This is a genomic window from Burkholderia sp. M6-3, assembly GCF_050858985.1.
In the GTDB taxonomy this organism is placed as follows: domain Bacteria; phylum Pseudomonadota; class Gammaproteobacteria; order Burkholderiales; family Burkholderiaceae; genus Paraburkholderia; species Paraburkholderia caledonica.
The window spans coordinates 1,226,478-1,243,484 of the sequence record NZ_CP110091.1 but is presented as its reverse complement, the minus strand read 5'-3'; the positions used below and the strand labels follow the sequence as shown (position 1 = coordinate 1,243,484).

The following is a 17,007-nucleotide window of genomic DNA, read 5'->3' as shown; positions in this document are numbered from 1 at the left end:
GCCGGCAGCCGGAATCCGCGAGGGACGGATGTGAAGGCGCTGAAGCACGATGTGGCAACCGGGTTCGCACCCGCGCGTGCTGTCGTGCGTGAAGACACCGCTTGAATGACTTCGATCTCCAATCACCTGGGCCCGTTAGCGTGCCGCACTGCATGGCGTACGCCGGCGGGGCGCGCAACGTCGTTGCCGTGCACGGTTAGCGAGGCGCGATGACACGCGCGTGGCTGATCGGCGCAGGGCCCGGCGACGTCGAACTGATGACGTTGAAGGCAACGCGCGCCCTGGCACAAGCCGACGTGATACTCGTCGACGATCTCGTGAATCCCGACGTGCTGCAATTCGCGCGCGCTGACGCGTCGATTGTTTACGTCGGCAAACGCGGCGGTCATCCGTCGACGCCGCAAGAAGGCATCGTCGCGCAAATGCTCGAGCATCTGCATGCTGGGCGCAGCGTCGCGCGACTCAAGGGCGGCGATCCGTTCGTATTCGGCAGAGGCGGCGAAGAGCAGCAGGCGCTGCATGCGGCCGGTATCGAGGTGGAGATCATCAGCGGGATCACAGCCGGTATTGCGGCGCCCGCAGCTATCGGCATTCCGGTTACACACCGCGATCACGCGCAAGGCGTGATATTCGTGACCGGCCACGGCGCGAGCAGCAGCGAGCCGGATTGGGGCGCGCTCGCCGCCACCCACATGACGCTCGTCGTTTACATGGGCATGCGGCGTCTGAACGATATCGTCAGCGCATTGCTCGCGGCCGGCATGCGCGCCGACACGCCTTGTGCGGCAATCGAGTCGGCCACGCGTCCGGAGCAACGCCATGCGCTTTCGCGGCTCGGCGAATTTGCCGATGCCGTCGCGCGCGCGCGACTCGGCTCGCCTGCGATCGTGGTGGTAGGCGGCGTGGCGTCGCTGGCGCTCGCGCGTGCCGCCGCGGCAAGCTCATCAGAAACGGCATCTTCGCCGGACGCGAAATGAAAACGCTTAGCGTGGGCATCGGCTGCCGCCTGCATACATCGGCGGACGAGATCGAAACGGCGGTGCGCGCCGCGCTCGGTTCGCACACGTTCGGACAGATCGCAACGGTAGCCTCTATTGAAACGAAAGCGGACGAACCGGGCCTGCTGGAGTTCTGCGCGCGTCACAGGTTCGCGCTACAGCTGTTCAGCCGCGAGCAGATTCTAGCGATAGATGTGCACGAACCGTCGGCCGCCGCGCGCGAGCATCTCGGCGTGGACGGCGTATGCGAACCGTGCGCGTTGCTTGCGGTGGCCGCCGGTTGCACCGCACATCTGATCGCTCGCAAAACCGTTTACGCTGGTGTCACCGTGGCGATCGCATCGACCGCACCAGCGCCAGCACACAGTGTCACCACCATCCAACAGGACCTTCCATGAAGACGGACCCCGAATCGCATCAACGCATGACCGAACGCCGGCGCGAAGGCCACGAAAAGAAGCAGGCCAACGCGACCGTCGAAAAGGGCCTGCTGATCGTCAACACCGGCACCGGCAAGGGCAAGACAACCGCCGCTTTCGGCATGGCCGTGCGTGTGCTCGGCCACGGCATGCGGCTTGGCGTCGTGCAGTTCATCAAGGGAGCGCTGCATACGTCAGAGCGCGACTTCCTCGGCGCGATTGCCAACTGCGACTTCGTGACGATGGGCGACGGCTACACCTGGAACACACAGAACCGTGACGCCGACATGGCCACCGCGCGCAAAGGCTGGGACGAAGCACGCAGGATGATCGAAAGCGGCGACTATCAGATGGTCATCCTCGACGAACTGAACACCGTGCTCAAGTACGAATATCTGCCGCTCGACGAAGTGCTGTCCGTCATCAACGCGCGTCCAGCAATGCTGCATGTGGTCGTGACCGGCCGCCACGCGCCCGATGCGCTGATCGAAGCCGCCGACCTCGTCACCGAAATGCGCATCGTCAAGCATCCGTATCGCGAGCAAGGCGTGAAGGCGCAGCGCGGCGTGGAGTTCTGAACGTGTCCGCCTGCCCTGCGCTCTTTATCAGCGCGCCCGCGTCGGGTCAAGGCAAGACCACGATCACCGCGGGCCTCGCGCGCTACCATCGGCGACTGGGGCGGCGTGTGCGCGTGTTCAAGACCGGGCCCGACTTTCTCGATCCGATGATCCTCTCGCGCGCAAGCGGCGCGCCCGTGCTGTCGCTGGATCTGTGGATGGTCGGCAAGGACGCGTGCCGCAATCTTCTCGCGCAGGCGGCGGACGAAGCCGATCTGATCCTGATCGAAGGGGTGATGGGCCTCTTCGACGGCACGCCGAGCAGCGCCGATCTGGCGACCGAGTTCGGTGTGCCGGTACTCGCGGTGATTTCGGCGAAGGCGATGGCGCAGACCTTCGGCGCGGTCGCGTTCGGCCTCGCGAATTTCCGGCCTCAGGTCCCGTTTCATGGCGTGCTCGCGAACCGCGTCGGTTCCTCGCGTCACGCGCAGATGCTCGAAGAGGCGTTGCCGGCGACTCTGCGCTGGTGCGGGCACATTACCGCCAGCGACGAAATCGAATTGCCCGATCGCCACCTCGGCTTGCATCAGGCCGCGGAAATCGACGATCTCGACGCGCGTCTGGATCGCGCCGCCGATGCGCTCAGTCATACAACTCTGGCCGGGCTGCCGCCCGCAGTGGAGTTCGGCGCGGCTACGCCGCAAGTACTTCCCGGCCTTCTGCACAACAAAAAAATCGCCATCGCGCGCGATGCCGCGTTTTCGTTCATCTACCCGGCCAATGTCGCGCTGCTCGAAGCGCTCGGCGCCCACGTTCACTACTTTTCGCCGCTCGCCGACGAAGCGCCGCCCTCCGACACCGATGCGCTGTATCTGCCCGGCGGCTATCCCGAACTGCACGCCGCGGCGCTCGCCGCGAATGCCCGCAGCGCCGCGGCGATCCGCGCGCACGCGGCGGCCGGCAAACCGCTCGTCGCCGAATGCGGCGGCATGCTTTATCTGCTCGATAAGCTCACTGACACGCAAGGTGTCAGCACGTCGATGCTGGGCTTGCTGCCCGGTCACGCGACGATGCAAACACGCTTCACCGCGCTCGGCATGCAACAGATCGACAGCATGCATGGCCCAGTGACCGGCCACACGTTTCACTACTCGAAGCTCGGCACGCCGCTTTCGCCGTTGCGCTCAGCCACGCGGCCTCAAGGCGATGCACCCGGCGAGGCTGTATATCGCGTCGGCTCGATTGTCGCGACTTACATGCATGCTTACTGGCCCTCCAACCCGGCCTTCACGGCCGCTCTGTTCAATGGCGAAGCCTTTTAACGAAGCCGACCGCGACGCGGTTTATCGCGCGATCTACGAGCGCCGCGACATGCGCCACTTCGTGCGCGATCCCGTCGATGCCGCGGTATTGCAGCGTCTGCTCGATGCCGCGCATCACGCGCCGAGCGTGGGTTTCATGCAGCCCTGGCGCATCGCGCGCATCACCGATCCCGCCTTGCGTACCGCGTTGCATGCGAACGTCGAAAGCGAACGGCTGGCTACGGCCGACGCGCTCGGCAAGCGCCGCGAAGAGTTCATGAAGCTGAAAGTGGAAGGCATACTGGAGTGCGGCGAACTGCTCGTCATGGCGCTGATGGACGGCCGCGAGCGGCATATTTTCGGCCGCCGCACGCTGCCGGAAATGGACCTCGCATCGGTGGCCTGCGCGATCCAGAACATGTGGCTCGCCGCCCGCGCGGAAGGGCTCGGCATGGGTTGGGTGTCCCTCTTCGACGTCGATGCAGTGCGTCGGCTGCTGCGCATGCCGGAAGGCGCGCGGCCGGTCGCGATACTGTGCCTTGGCCACGTCGACCGATTTTATAGCGAACCGATGCTGCAAACCGAACGATGGGCAGAGCGCATGCCGCTCGCCGATTGCGTATTTGAAAACCGCTGGCCCGAAGATTCGATACCGCAGGAGCAGTCGCCGCGCGATCCGCTGTAGCCGGCGTTATCTCTGCAACGGCGTCACCGAGACTACTTCAGGCAGGCTGCCTTTTTGATTCGGGAGCAATCTCACGCGCCAGTCGGCCGGTGCGTTGAACGGGAACTGCACCAGCGCACTTCTGATCAATGCGGGCATGGCGCGCAGCGGATCGGCGTCGCGGTCTGTACTGGCCGCGCTGACCTTGTACACTTCGCGCCCGCTCTCGCGTTCGAAAAACCGCAGCGTGAGCGTATGACGGTAGACGCGTGCGCCGAATAGCGAGACCGATGCGTCGGTCAGCGGGCCGCAATTGCCAGACGCACAGTCGCTCGCGCCAACGCCGATTTGCGCGGGCCGCGTCTCGTATCCGACCGAGAGCACGTAATGCGCGGGCCGCTCCGCCGTATCCGCGAAACCTTGCTTCGCCAGCTCGTCGCGCAGCACGGTTTCGAACTGCACATGGTCGGCCCGCGCTTCCTGCATCGGCAGACGCGCGAACGTGTACGTCCGCTCGCCAGCTAGGGCGGATGCGGGCGTCGCGGTGTGCACGTCGGCGTGCATGCCGGTACATCCGGCGAGGGTCGCCGCAGCAAGCGCCGTACACACCAGAGTCGCTTTCATTGCGTTCACCGCTTTCATCGCTTTCATCGCTTCCACCGCTTTCACGGTTCGCTCCCCGATTCGATAAGACGCGCTCAGGCGTCATGACGCCGGCTCGCAGGCCGATCCAGTTGCGCTTCTTCCAGTGCCGGCAGATAGATCGTGACTGCGGTGCCCCGCCCGGGCGCGCTCACCACGTTCACTTCACCGCCATGGCGCGTGACCACGGTCTTGACGAAGGCCATCCCGAGCCCGGCGCCGCCCACTTCTGGCCGCTCTGTTTCGTGAAAACGTCTGAAGCGTTCGAATAGCTGTGCCTGCTGCTCTTGCGGTATTCCATAGCCCTGGTCTCGGATCGTGCACGACACGCGCCGCGTCACGCGATCCGATGTAACGGCCGAAGTGAAACCGGGCGTCGCCGAGGTGCGCGCGGGCGCCTCGTCCGATAGCTCGCAGGTGATACGCGTATCGGGCGGACTGTATTTGACCGCGTTGTTCAGGATGTTGACGAGGGCACGCGTCAGCAGCGAACGATCGGCGCAGATCCAGTGGCCCTCGTCGCCGATATCGTCTATGTCGCGGCCTTCCGCCGATAGGTCTGTTTCCGTGTGCAACGCGATCCGCTTCGCGTGTGCCTGCGGCCAGACTTCATCGCACGCGTCGATCATCAGCTCGGCGAGATTCACCGGCTCCAGCAGGTAGGTTTGCGACTCGGCGCGCGCGAGTTGTACGAAGTCGTCGGCGAGTGTCAACGCACGTTGCGCGTAACGTTCGATGCGCTCTAGCAAGCCGCGCGCGAGCACCGGCTTCTCGCGGGCCCGCTCGATCTCGACGAGCGCCAGGATCGACGCCTGCGGCGAGCGCATATCGTGCGACAGCAGCCGAAGTGCATCTTCGCGCTGGCGCTCGGCGGCGTGCAACGCAGAGACATCGACGAGACCGGCTATCCATCCGGTCGTCTCGCCCTGAGCGTTCGTGCAGTTCGCGTAACGCAGCAGATGATCGCGCCCGTCGGCGTCGCGCACTTCGACGCCCTGCGCCATCAGCGCGGCAAATTCGCGGCTCGTGGGATCGAGCAGCGCGGGCCAATGCGCGCGGGCCAGCAGATCGTTTTCGGCATCCGATCCTGCTCCGCTGTCGATGGCCTTGACGAACGTCAGGCCACCCAGCACCTTCTGCATGGAGCGCCCCTCGGGCATCGGCGCGCCAAGCCGTGCAAAGTGCGCCTTCGCGGCATGGTTCGCGATCAGCACGATGCCCTGCATGTCACTCACTAGAATCGGCTCGGGCATGCTGTCCAGACTGTCCCACATTAAGCGCTTCATGTCCTGAACGCGTTGTGCAGCTTGCGCCATCAGCGCCATGTGCTGTTCGAGCACGTCGCCGCCGAACTGGCGCCGGCGCTGCGGCGTTTGCGGCAGCAGATGCGGTTCGTCCGCGAGACGCTGCAACTCCTTGCGCAAATACGCCATCGTCATTTCGAGGCGGCGCCAGTTCCAGATCGGATAAACGGCCACCACGCCGAGAATCGCGGGCACGGGCGACAACCACAACTGCGCGCCGTACAGCAGAATTGCACTGCCGGACATGGCGAGCAGGCACAGCGCGCCCGTCAGCAGCAGCGAGCGGCGCGGCGACAGCACGAGGAAACCGGCCAGCAACGCCGCGAGCGGCGCCAGTGAGACGACGAGCAGCAGCCATCGTGCGGCGGGCGCGACTTCGCGGCCGGTGAGCAGCGTATCGAGCACGTTCGCGTGGATATAGACGCCGGGCAGCGGCCCCAATGCACCGGATACCGGCGTCGCAAACCGGTCGTAGAGACCCGATGCGGTCACGCCGATTACGACGATGCGCCCGCGCAATTTCTCGGGCGGCACCTGGCCCGCGAGCACGCTCGCGAAACTGAGCTTCTCGTAGCTCTGTGCATTCGGGCTGAACGGGATCAGGAAGCGGCCGTCGCTCGCTGCGTCGTTGCGCGCACCGGTGTCCCGATCGCTTGCATCGCTCGCCGATTCCAGAGACGCGCGCCTCGCCGACTGCACGTTCAACCCTAGCGCGCCGCGTTCTGCCGCGCGCGCCACTGTGAGCATCAACTGCGGCCAGCGCGAGTCGGCGTCGCCTTCGAACTGGGCGACGCTGCGCACGATGCCGTCGCTGTCCACTTCGAGATTGATATGCCCGAGGCCGGCCGCCGCACCCATGAGCGGCGCCACCGGTTCGACGACGACAGCGGGCGCGCCTCGCCCGGCATCCGTGAGGAGCACCGGCAGATAGGTCGGACTCAGCGCGATGGCGCGGGCAAGTTCGGCATCGTCTGGATTAGCTTCTGTGAAGAGCACGTCGTAGACGACGGCGGCGGGCTTTGCCTTCGCGACCTGCTCGAGCAATCGGGCGTGAACGCTGCGCGGCCACGGCCAGCGGCCGAGCTGCGCGATGCTTTCATTGTCGATTTCCAGCACGACGATGTCCGGCAGCACCGCCTGCGCATGCAGGCTCAGTAAGCGGTCGTACACCAGATGATCGACGCTCGCGCTCATGCGACCCAACGAACTGAGCGCGATCACGACGAGACCCAGGCATCCGATAGCCGCCCATTCGATCAGAAAACGACGCCCGGCACGCCGTCCGAGACGGGCGCGCGGGTCGAGGCTCAAGCGCGTGGATGTGGTGGGCAAGGCGCGATGTCAGAAGGTAGAAAGCCAAAAACAGCAAACGGACCGGGCCACTTCCGGGCCAGTGAATCTACCAGCGTCAGCGCGCAAGCGTGAACATGCGAACTCCGCTGGCGGTCGCGTACAAGCGGCCGTTGTCGAACTGCTCCGCAACGATGGTCCAGTAATAGACGCCTGGCGGCAGATCGCTCACCACCAGTTGCCCGCCCGTCAGATCCGCGCGGTCGACAATCGGATGACGCAGATCGGCCGTCGTCGCCATGACGAAGCGAAAACGCGTTTGCGTCGATGCCGGCGCGCGGCTCACGAACCAGCGGAATTCGTAATCGTGGCTACCCCCGCGCGGCGCGGCCGACGCGCCGACCGCGAATTGCCGTCTCTCGAAGGCATACACCTGCGGCAAACCTTCGAGCCCGTTCGCGTCGATCGCCGCAATGCGCACGAAATACGTGCCGTCTGCCAGATCGCCAAATTCCGCATGTGGCGCGCTCACGCGAATGTCGCGGATTAGGTCGAGCTGGTCGGCGTCGCGAGAGATCTGCACGCGGTAGGTCGTTGCGGTTGTTGCGGTTGTTGCGGTTGTTGCGGTTTCGGCGGTTTCGGCGGTTTCGGCGGTTTCGGCGGTTTCGGCGGTTTCGGCGGTTTCGGCGGCTCCGGCGGCCTTGGCCGGAATCAGATCAAAAGCCACCGTCTTGCCGTCCTGCACTCTCGCCGGCTCCTTGAGCACGGGCGCGGGAAGCAGCGCGACTGCATCCCCTATCGCGGCGCCGGCTCGTGTCACGCTGCCGAAGCGTTCCGTGAGCAGTTGCGCCGACGCCTGCAGCGGCACGCCTGGCGGCGGTGCCGACTTGCGCGCGAGCGCCACGACCGGATCGACGCCGACCGCGCCGTCCAGCACTTCGACAGCCGTGGTTTGCGCGTCGCCGTCGTAAGCGACCCTGAAGCGCGTTCCACGCACGCCCGCAACCACCGACGGCGAACGGATCTGGAAGCGGTCGTCTTTCTTCGTCGCGTGCGTGACCTGGCTCTCGACCTGCCCGCGGCGCAGTTCCAGTTGACGGTCGCCCGCGCCCGTCAGTGTGGTCCGCCGCAACCGATCGATGTCGAGCGCGCCGTCCTGCGTCATCGTGAGATGAGAGCCGTCGGACAACTCCAGTGTGACGAAACCGTTAGGTCCAGTGCGGATGCGGTCGCCTTCGCCAAGCGTTGCGCCCGTCGTAAGCGGCAGATAAGGGCTCGCGCCCGACGCATGTTCGGCCGGACCGCTCGTCGCGATCACACGTGCCGTCTCCGGGTCCTGCTTCAGTTTGTCGGCGGGCAGACGCAGCACAATGCCGGCCGGCATGCGACGTGGTGCGGGCACTTGATTCAAGCGACTGAGCACGGCCCAGTCGGCGGTGTCGCTGAGATAGCGCCTCGCTATTTCATAGAGTGTGTCGCCTGCGTGCGTCACATAGGAAACATAGGCGGCAGGCGCGGCTTTCGCGCGCTGCTTTGGCGCCCGTGACGGCTGCGCATGTGCCGAAGCGGGCGCGAAGCAGGCGAAGGCGAAGAGTCCCGCGGCGACCAGCACGGCGCTCGCGCGGCGGCCAGCCGATGCGGTCCTGCCGGGTATCGCTGAAGCGTCGTCGACGGAAAACGTCACGCCTGCCCCGCTTGCGAACGGTCTGCGCCTGCCGGTGTATCGCTGGCCGACTCGAGCCGCTCCAGTCTGTAGCCATAGCCGTATATCGGCGTCAGACGGTAGCCGTGTTCGGGCCGCAGGCCGAGCTTGCTGCGCAGCATCGACACGTGCGTGTCCATCGTGCGCGACGGAATGTCCGTCGCCTGCTTCCAGACGACGTCGAGAATATGCGCGCGCGACAGCGGCCGGCTCAGATGCTGGAACAGCAACAGCGCGAGTTCGAACTCCTTCTGGGTGACCGCCACCTTGGTGCCGCGCACCACTACATGCTTTGCATGCAGATCGAACTCAAATTCGCCGAAGACTTCCGTCGCCGCCGACGGCTTCAGGTGATAAGCGCGGCGCAGCAGCGAACCGACGCGCGCGAGCAGCACGGCGGCCGGGACCGGCTTGACGACGTAGTCGTCGGCGCCGATGTTCAGGATCGACGTAATGTCGCTCTCCTGGCCGCGGTTCGTCATGAACAGCACGGGCAAGCGTTCTGACAGGCTTTCCCGGACCCAGCGCAATACTTCTTCGCCCGACATGTCAGGCACATTCCAGTCGAGCACGAGCAGATCGAATGTCTGGCGGCGCAACTGCCGCACCAGTTCGCGTCCCGCAACGTATGCGTGACAGACATGGCCCGCTGCCGACAGTGTTTGGCAAACCAGATCGGCCTGAGCCGAATCGTCATCCAGGACAGCAATTCTCATAAAAACCCCGCAACGCGACTTCGTCGTTCGTTCGTCGTTTGCCGGTAACGGGCGCAGCGGCGCATCAGCGGCCACGGCCATTACCGGCCAGCCGGCGGATCGACCGGGATGCCCGTGCTCGCTGGCACCGGCGATCCGGCCTTTCATTCAGCTTCGGTTCGAAGTTTGTTTAACTCTCTTTCGACTAATGGTCCTTCGCCTCGCGCCCCGTACAACCCTGCTGCCACCCCATCTCAAAATTAGCGCGCATTTTTCGATTTGGGAACGGCGATTATCAACCGCCGATAATCATAATCGAAAAGACGGACGATCTTTGCTGAATGCCGTTAAACGGTTCAGCGACGGCTGTCGGCTCACATGCCGCTTTTGCCGGTTTTGCGCGCCGTTTCCGACACCTCAGATTACGCCGGCTAGAGTTTCGGCCGGCATGGGCTCGCCATATAAAAATTGGTCTCTCTCGCACGGTTCAAGCCCCGCGCCTGTGTTTTCAAACCGCGACAAGCTTTTCGGGAAACAGCGATTTGACAATTTGAGTGAGTATAGAAACGGTCTCAAAATAAATCGTTTAAGGATTGTCAAATCGGTGGTGCCGCTGTTGTAGATTTGCAATCAAGCTGTCAAGTCCGCACAAACCAGTCAAAAAACAATGGATCAGTGGATCGACATCTCACGGTGACGGCGCGCTTTCAGGTTATGTCTTGGGCAACCGCTCAATACACCGTGCCGCGCTCCGATTGCCCGGGCGACCCGCGCGTTTCGCGGCTCAGCCGACGCACCGCCTAAGGCGGTTGTCCAACAGTGCGCCAATGAGTCGTTGCGCGTCGGCTGTCGACTGCAAAAAAAAACGGCGTCGTGCCTGGTTGGGACGACGCCGTAAAAAACATCACACGCTCGCGGGGGCTACCTCACGAGTGCACAGAAATTAACCGCTCAGAAATTGATTCTCAAGATGAAAGAACTACGTTTGTAACGAACGCGGCGGTAGATATTACGCAGGCCATAACAACAACCGCCGACGTTTCAACACCGCGCGGCAACGAACCCTCTGGAGGAAAAGTGTGGCCGTGTGAACATTTACAGACGGCGATGATTTGTTACACAAGGCCGTAAAGGCGAGAAACTCGCACGCAGGTAATCCTCTCGCTCAAGCTTTTAGTCGCCTGAACTCCGGCCGCATCGGAACCTGCCAACATATGCAGCCAACCCTCAGGCTGCCCGGTCTGTGCAGCGACGAGCGCCGTCCTGACCACGCGCGGGCGCAATGTGTTCGAGCTTGACGGGCAAGGTACCCGCAACGTTCACACCGATCGCCTCTGCAGCGGCATACGAGAGATCGATGATCCGTCCGTGAACGAACGGCCCACGGTCGTTAATGCGCACGACCACCGAACGTTCTCGCCCCACCGCCGTCACTCGCACACAGGCGCCCAAGGGCAAAGTGCGGTGCGCGGCCGTCAATGCGTGCATGTTGTAGCGCTCGCCACTCGCGGTGCGGCGGCCATGGAACATCTTCCCGTACCACGACGCGAGGCCGGTCTGCAGAAAGCGCCTGCTGCAAGCGCAAGCCGGCGCGACCGGCGAATCTTCATCCGCGGACTGCGCGTCGGATTGCGGCTCGGCAGCCGATAAGCTCGGCGCAAGTGCAGCGCCTCGCTCGTCATCATCGGTCGAGCTACCTTGCAACGCATGAGGCGCTGTCTGCGTGACTGTACGAATGGGCGGCTCGCCGCTGCGCAGCGCGACGGGTTCGACGACCGACGGCGCGCAGCCCGCCAGCGCCCACACACAGCCAAGCGACGCGAGCGTGAGACCGAGAGGATTTGCTGCCTCGCGAAGAAAACCGGTGAGACCGGTTGAGCCGGTGCAGTTGGTGAAGCGAAAGGTCATAGGGCATTACATTGCGCAGCGCGCTGCATGTAACAGCGCGCCGCGTCGGTCCGGTTCGAGGAAAGCGGCAATGCCGCGTGAGCACCGGCTTAAGGGCGCTTCGGAAGATAGAGGAGCGGATCGACAGGCTTGCCGCCGTCGCGCACTTCGAAATGCAAAGACGCGTCGCCGTGGGAGTCCGACGAAAGCTCGGCAATCGCCTGCCCTTTCTTGACGAGCGCGCCGTCTTTCACCAGCAGTGCGCGGTTGTTGGCGTAGGCGGTCAGCAAATGTGAGTCGTGCTTGATGATGATCAGCAGACCATAAGCCGCAATGCCGCCTCCCGCGTACACGACTCTGCCGCTCGCCGCCGCTCTCACCTGTGCGCCAGCGGCCGCAGCGATCGCAATGCCCCTGGTTTTTCCTGTGACGAACGGCGCTTCAACCGGCCCGTTAACCGGCCATGCCAGTCGCGCTTTGCCGATGGGCGCGACACTCTGCATTGCGTTCGCGCGGGGTTCGGAGCTTGCAGGCGTGCGCGCATTCAATCCGGCAGGCGCGCTCGGCACTCCCGCTGGCGGCGCGACACGCAGCAGTTGCCCCGCATCCAGGGCGCCATCCGCCGACAGATGATTCCACTGCGCAATGGCCGCTGCATCGCGGCCAAAAGCCCTGGCGATGCCGGTCAAGGTATCGCCCGAATTCACCCGATAGAACCCAGCCGGAACCATTGCCTCATTAGGCACTGCAGGCACTGCTGGCACTGCTGGCACTGCGGGCGCCCAGTTGGAGGGCCACGCCAACGGCGGACTCGCAGGCGCACCGCTCGGCGCGAGCAGGGAGCAACCGCTCAGCGCGCCGGCCAACGAGAAGACGAGCAGGATTGGGACAGCCGGTGTGGCGAAACGGGGCAAACAGATTTTCATTAGAGCAGTGGGCGAGATCGGGGTAGTGCAAGGCGGCGCATCGGGCTACCGTTGCTGCGGCGGCGCGGCGATCGGCACGGCCGTCGGCACGGCGGTCAGCGCGGCGGTCAGCACGGCGAGGTCCGCCTGCCGAACACGCTGCGCAGGCGGCGCGCGCGTTCATTGCGGGCGAGAACATCAGCAATCGTGTTTCTTCGCGTGGCCCGGCGGGCAATGAGTGCCGCGATTGAAGCGATAAGCATCATCGTGACCTGCACGCGTGCGCCGCCCTTCCCACTCGTCGCGGCTCCACGAACGGTGACCGTCCCAATAACGTCCGTCGTGCCAGCCTTGTGTCGTTGGAGCATTCGCAGTCGTGCGTGTGGATGGGCTGAGCTCGAAGCCGAAGCTCTTTGCCTGAGCGACGACGGACAGGCTCATCGCGCAGCCAAACGCGATCGAAAGACAGTTACGTTTCATACAAGAGTCCTAACTAAATAGACGTGATTGCAAGCGGCAACGCGAACGACGCTCTGCGTCAGCCACCGGGCTGCCCGAAAAAAGACCGTGTTTTATGTTTCGCGCAGGTTTTCGTCGATGAACTGCAGGCGGCAGACGGGCCGATGCCATGCACCGGCCCGCGTCTTCACAGGCTCGCTACGCGGCGTAACGGTTACGGCTTGGCGGGCGCTGCTTCGTCGGACATCGGTGCGGCATTCTGTTCGCCGCCTGCAGCCGATGCCGCATGGTGCGAATGCTTGTGCGAATGCTTATGCGCGTGCTTGTGTTGCTTCGTGGCGTGGTGTTGCTTGACTGCCGGCGCTGCTTCCTGCTGGGTAGCAGCAACAGCAGCTTGCGACGATGCCGCGACCGGTGCCGAAGCCTGCGCAAACGCTGCGATCGAGAAAAGGCCGGCAACAGCGGCGGCGACGAAATGCTTGTTCATAACGGTTATTTCCTTAACATACTGCGTTGACTGACCTGATGATGGTCGCGTGTTCAACGAGTACGGGAAGCAACCGTTGACGGCAGGCAGACAAACTCCGCGTTTCTTGACGACTTGTGACGTCTTTGAACAATGCGGAGTCAAATCTGGGAATATTCGATACCGGAAAACGTCGGCATTCAGTGGCTGATGAGTGCGTGACTCGCGCGCACTGTCCCGAAAACGGGTCGCGTCACCTTCCGCCTTCGAGCTCGGGCATCGGCGCGAACAGCGCGTCGATGTCGTCGTCGGAGAACTTGGCTGCGCCGGCGGCGTCTTCCGAAAGAATGCTGTCGGCAAGACCTGCCTTCTGCTCCTGCAATTCCACGATCTTTTCTTCGATGCTGCCCGCCGCGATCAGTTTGTAGACGAACACGGGCTTATCCTGTCCGAGTCGATGCGCACGGTCGGTGGCCTGATTCTCGGCGGCGGGATTCCACCACGGGTCGTAGTGGATCACCGTATCCGCAGCGGTGAGGTTCAGGCCCACGCCGCCCGCCTTCAGGCTGATCAGGAACAGTGGCACCTCGCCTTGCTGAAAGCGCTCGACGGGCGTGATCCGGTCCGTCGTTTCGCCCGTCAGGATCACATAGGGAATCGCCGCTTCATCCAGCGCCTCGGCGATCAGCGCGAGCATGCCGGTGAACTGCGAGAACAACAGCACGCGGCGTCCCTCTTCGATCAGTTCCGGCAGCATGGACAACAGCAGGTCGAGTTTGGCGGAGCGCATACCGCGTGCGCCCTTTTCCGCCTTATCAGGGTTCGCCGGTTTCGCCGCTGCGTGTTCGCTGCGTTCGGCGCCCTCGCCCGCGGTCCTGAGCGTGCGCACCAGTCGCGGATCGCAACACACTTGCCGCAGCTTCAACAGCGCGTCGAGCACGATGATGTGACTGCGCGCGAGGCCTTGTGCGCTGACGGCCGCGCGCACCTTCTCCTGCATCGCCGTACGCACGGTTTCGTACAGATCGCGCTGCGCGCCTTCCAGGTCGACAGAGCACACAATCGTCGTCTTGGCCGGCAATTCCTTCGCGACCTCGTCCTTACGACGCCGCAGCATGAATGGCCGGATGCGACGCGCAAGCAACGAACGGCGCACGCCGTCGTTATTCTTTTCGATCGGATTGCGCCAGCGGCGCGTGAAATCCTTCTGGCTGCCAAGAAAACCCGGCAGCAGGAAATCGAACTGCGACCACAGTTCGCCCAGGTGATTTTCGAGCGGCGTGCCGGTCAGACACAGCCGGTGCCGCGCGTTCAAGCCGCGGATTGCCTGCGCGGCTTTCGTCGTCGCGTTCTTCACGTACTGCGCCTCGTCGAGAATCAGCAGGTGATATTCGTGTTCGGCGAGTACCTTCTGGTCGCGCCACAGCAACGCGTACGTCGTCAGGATCAGTTCATGTTCGCCGATCTGATCGAAGCGCTCCTTGCGCTGCGGGCCGTTCAGCACCAGCACCTTCAGCTCGGGCGCGAAGCGTCGTGCCTCCTCGCGCCAGTTGTGCACGAGCGTGGTCGGCACTACGATCAGCGCCGGCCGGTCGAGCCTGCCCGCTTCCTTCTCGGCGAGAATATGCGCAAGCGTCTGCACGGTTTTGCCAAGGCCCATGTCGTCGGCGAGTACACCGGCGAGACCCTGCTCGCGCAGATACTGCATCCAGTTCAGACCCTGCTGCTGATACGCGCGCAGTTCAGCGCGCAGACCGCTGGGCACCGGCACCTCGCGCAAGCCAGGACCGGCTTGCAGACGCTGCGCGAGTTCCCGGATGGAATCGTCGCCGCGAAATTGCCAGCGTCCCGTATCGTTCAATGCCTGGAGGCGGCCTGCGTCCACGGAAGGCACGCGCAGCGGCGCGCCCTCGGCCAGGCTCGCACCGAGTGAATCGAACAGATCGACCAGCACGCGCACCACCGGCTTCAACCGGTCCGCGCGCAGCCGCAGTCGCTTGTTCTCTTCGGTCTTCAGTTCAATCGGCTCGTCGTCGGCGATCGCCTCCAGCGTGCCGCCCAGCCAGCGCCGGTCGCGCCGGAACAGATCGGCGAGCAGCGGCTCGAGCCGCACATTGCGCTCGCCGATGCGGATACCCATTTCAAGATCGAACCAGCCGTCGCCCGCCTGATTCGCGGTGCCGTCGATCGCGTCGATCTCGATCACGTTGTAGCGGAACTCGGGCGCCATCGTCACACGCCAGCCTTTGCTGACGAGTTCCGGCACCGCGTCGCTGACAAACGAGGACCAGGCGTCCGCATCGGCCAGGCCGAGCATCGTATCGGGCAGTTGCCGCGACGTGAACACGCGGCTCGTGGGCACCTTCTGCAGCCCGCTTTTGCGAAGTTCGAGCAGGCGCTTCTTCTCGACCTCGTAGCGGCGGCGGATATGAATGACGTCGCCGCCCGGCATGGGCACGAGCGTCACGCTGCTGTCCACGTTGATGCTGACGCCATCGTAGTCGAAGCTCACGCCGGCCAGTTCGACGGCCAGGCCTTTGGCCTTTCCGGCGGACGGCAGCGCGTGGCTATTGAGCGTGAGCACCGGCACCGGCTCCACGTCGATCACCCGGATCGCCCGCGAGTCATGCGTGGGCGGCAACGGCAAGTCGGGCGCAACCTCGCGCAGCACCGACGCGACAAGGGGCGCTTCGGCGAGCGAGATCGGCGGCATTGCGAGGTAATCGGGCAATTGCTGGAACGGTAACGACGAGCGGACCACACCAGCCTCGTTCGCCACGCCGTCCACATACCAGACGGGCTCGGTCGGCAACACCATGCTCGCGCGCGGCTCGGTGCACAGAACCGGGCGCAGCCGCTGGTCGGCAAGCGGCTCCCATTCGATGCGCCCGGGTCGGTCGGCTGCACGCGCGAGCGGCGTGGGGCCGTCATGGCCGGGCGCAATCCCGAAGTCGACGAAGAGACGCCCGGTGGCAATGAGCTTTTGCAGCATCTCGGCGCCGTTCGTGCCGCGAAGAACGAATTGCCCGAAATCTTCGCGGGAACGGCCGAGCCACAGGCCGCGCAAGATGGACAGATCTTCGTCGGAGACGAACCCAGGCTGCTTGACGAGCGCCGCTTCGACGTTGCCCCACGTTTCGCCGACGGAGACGATCCGACCGTCCGGATGGCAGCGCGCGCGGTGCAGCACGACCTCGTGCCGCATGTGGAAGTCAGACCAGTTCAGCCGGTAGGCGAGCGTCTCGGTGCGCGCGGCGCTTGCCTTCTGGACAGCGGCATCGGCGGCTTCCGCGCGTGCCCGGAAGCGTTCGAGCCAGCTGACCAGTTCGGGACGCACGCCAGGTTGCAACGCAGCGTGTTCCGCCGATGCAGATCGGGCGAAAACGGCGGCGCTGTCTTCGCGCTCATTGCCGTCCACGTCGATGATGTGGTCCATCTCGTCGTGGTATTCGAGCTCGGCCAGCAGCAGCGCGGCGACGTGCTTGCAATTGCGGCCGACCGGGCAGGTGCAGTCGCTCTGCGCCCACGGCAAGCCGCCGTCGGTGCGAAAACGGACCCGCGTTCTGTAAGGAAGCGGCTGCGAGCCTTGTACGTCGCCAGTCAGCGTGGCCCCGTGCCATGCAACTTTGCTGACGGGCCCGACCGCGCGCGCCTTGGCGACGGTGTTCTCACCGAGCCATTCTGCAATCCGTTCCCGATCAAAGAAAACTGACGACAT

At 64.3% G+C, this 17,007-nt stretch carries 14 protein-coding genes; 5 read left to right on the top strand and 9 right to left on the bottom strand.

Going from position 1 to position 17,007, the window contains the following annotated elements:
- Positions 1-209: 209 nt before the first annotated feature.
- From cobA to bluB, 5 genes are read left to right on the top strand one after another with little or no spacing between them, the layout of a single operon-like run.
- Entirely contained in the window at positions 210-977 is a 768-nt protein-coding gene (cobA, locus tag OH764_RS22875) for a uroporphyrinogen-III C-methyltransferase (protein ID WP_498850916.1), read from the top strand.
- A complete protein-coding gene (locus OH764_RS22870) occupies positions 974-1,396 on the top strand; it encodes a cobalamin biosynthesis protein (protein ID WP_498850915.1) in 423 nt (140 codons plus the stop codon). The genes cobA and OH764_RS22870 overlap by 4 nt, the downstream gene beginning before the upstream one ends.
- A complete protein-coding gene (cobO, locus tag OH764_RS22865) occupies positions 1,393-1,995 on the top strand; it encodes a cob(I)yrinic acid a,c-diamide adenosyltransferase (RefSeq protein ID WP_020071504.1) in 603 nt (200 codons plus the stop codon). The genes OH764_RS22870 and cobO overlap by 4 nt, the downstream gene beginning before the upstream one ends.
- Before the next feature lie 2 nt (positions 1,996-1,997).
- The gene (locus OH764_RS22860) at positions 1,998-3,296 is read left to right on the top strand and encodes a hydrogenobyrinic/cobyrinic acid a,c-diamide synthase (RefSeq protein WP_498850914.1); all 1,299 of its coding nucleotides are present in this window, start codon (positions 1,998-2,000) and stop codon (positions 3,294-3,296) included.
- Positions 3,280-3,960 (top strand): nitroreductase family protein, encoded by a 681-nt coding sequence (gene bluB / locus OH764_RS22855; protein ID WP_498850913.1) that lies wholly within the window; start codon positions 3,280-3,282, stop codon positions 3,958-3,960. The genes OH764_RS22860 and bluB overlap by 17 nt, the downstream gene beginning before the upstream one ends.
- A 6-nt stretch (positions 3,961-3,966) precedes the next feature.
- Here the strand turns inward: bluB and OH764_RS22850 are convergent, their stop codons facing one another.
- The 9 genes from OH764_RS22850 to OH764_RS22810 all read right to left on the bottom strand — a co-directional run bounded on the left by OH764_RS22850 (position 3,967) and on the right by OH764_RS22810 (position 17,007).
- Positions 3,967-4,590, bottom strand: a complete 624-nt coding sequence (locus OH764_RS22850) for a DUF4136 domain-containing protein (RefSeq protein ID WP_498851266.1) — start codon at positions 4,588-4,590, stop codon at positions 3,967-3,969.
- 47 nt (positions 4,591-4,637) lie between these two features.
- Positions 4,638-7,217, bottom strand: a complete 2,580-nt coding sequence (locus OH764_RS22845; protein WP_498850912.1) for a CHASE2 domain-containing protein — start codon at positions 7,215-7,217, stop codon at positions 4,638-4,640.
- A gap of 76 nt (positions 7,218-7,293) precedes the next feature.
- Positions 7,294-8,859, bottom strand: a complete 1,566-nt coding sequence (locus OH764_RS22840; protein ID WP_498850911.1) for a FecR family protein — start codon at positions 8,857-8,859, stop codon at positions 7,294-7,296.
- On the bottom strand, positions 8,856-9,593 hold the full coding sequence (locus OH764_RS22835; protein WP_498850910.1) for a response regulator transcription factor: 738 nt from the start codon (positions 9,591-9,593) through the stop codon (positions 8,856-8,858). The genes OH764_RS22840 and OH764_RS22835 overlap by 4 nt, the downstream gene beginning before the upstream one ends.
- Before the next feature lie 1,206 nt (positions 9,594-10,799).
- Positions 10,800-11,480, bottom strand: coding sequence for a septal ring lytic transglycosylase RlpA family protein (locus OH764_RS22830; protein WP_498850909.1), 681 nt, complete (start codon positions 11,478-11,480; stop codon positions 10,800-10,802).
- 89 nt (positions 11,481-11,569) lie between these two features.
- Positions 11,570-12,385 (bottom strand): peptidoglycan DD-metalloendopeptidase family protein, encoded by an 816-nt coding sequence (locus OH764_RS22825; RefSeq protein WP_498850908.1) that lies wholly within the window; start codon positions 12,383-12,385, stop codon positions 11,570-11,572.
- A 177-nt stretch (positions 12,386-12,562) separates the two neighbouring features.
- A complete protein-coding gene (locus OH764_RS22820) occupies positions 12,563-12,844 on the bottom strand; it encodes a hypothetical protein (protein WP_498850907.1) in 282 nt (93 codons plus the stop codon).
- A gap of 193 nt (positions 12,845-13,037) precedes the next feature.
- Complete coding sequence (locus tag OH764_RS22815; protein WP_498850906.1) at positions 13,038-13,310, bottom strand: hypothetical protein; 273 nt, start codon at positions 13,308-13,310, stop codon at positions 13,038-13,040.
- Between the two features lie 232 nt (positions 13,311-13,542).
- Complete coding sequence (locus OH764_RS22810) at positions 13,543-17,007, bottom strand: DEAD/DEAH box helicase (protein ID WP_498850905.1); 3,465 nt, start codon at positions 17,005-17,007, stop codon at positions 13,543-13,545.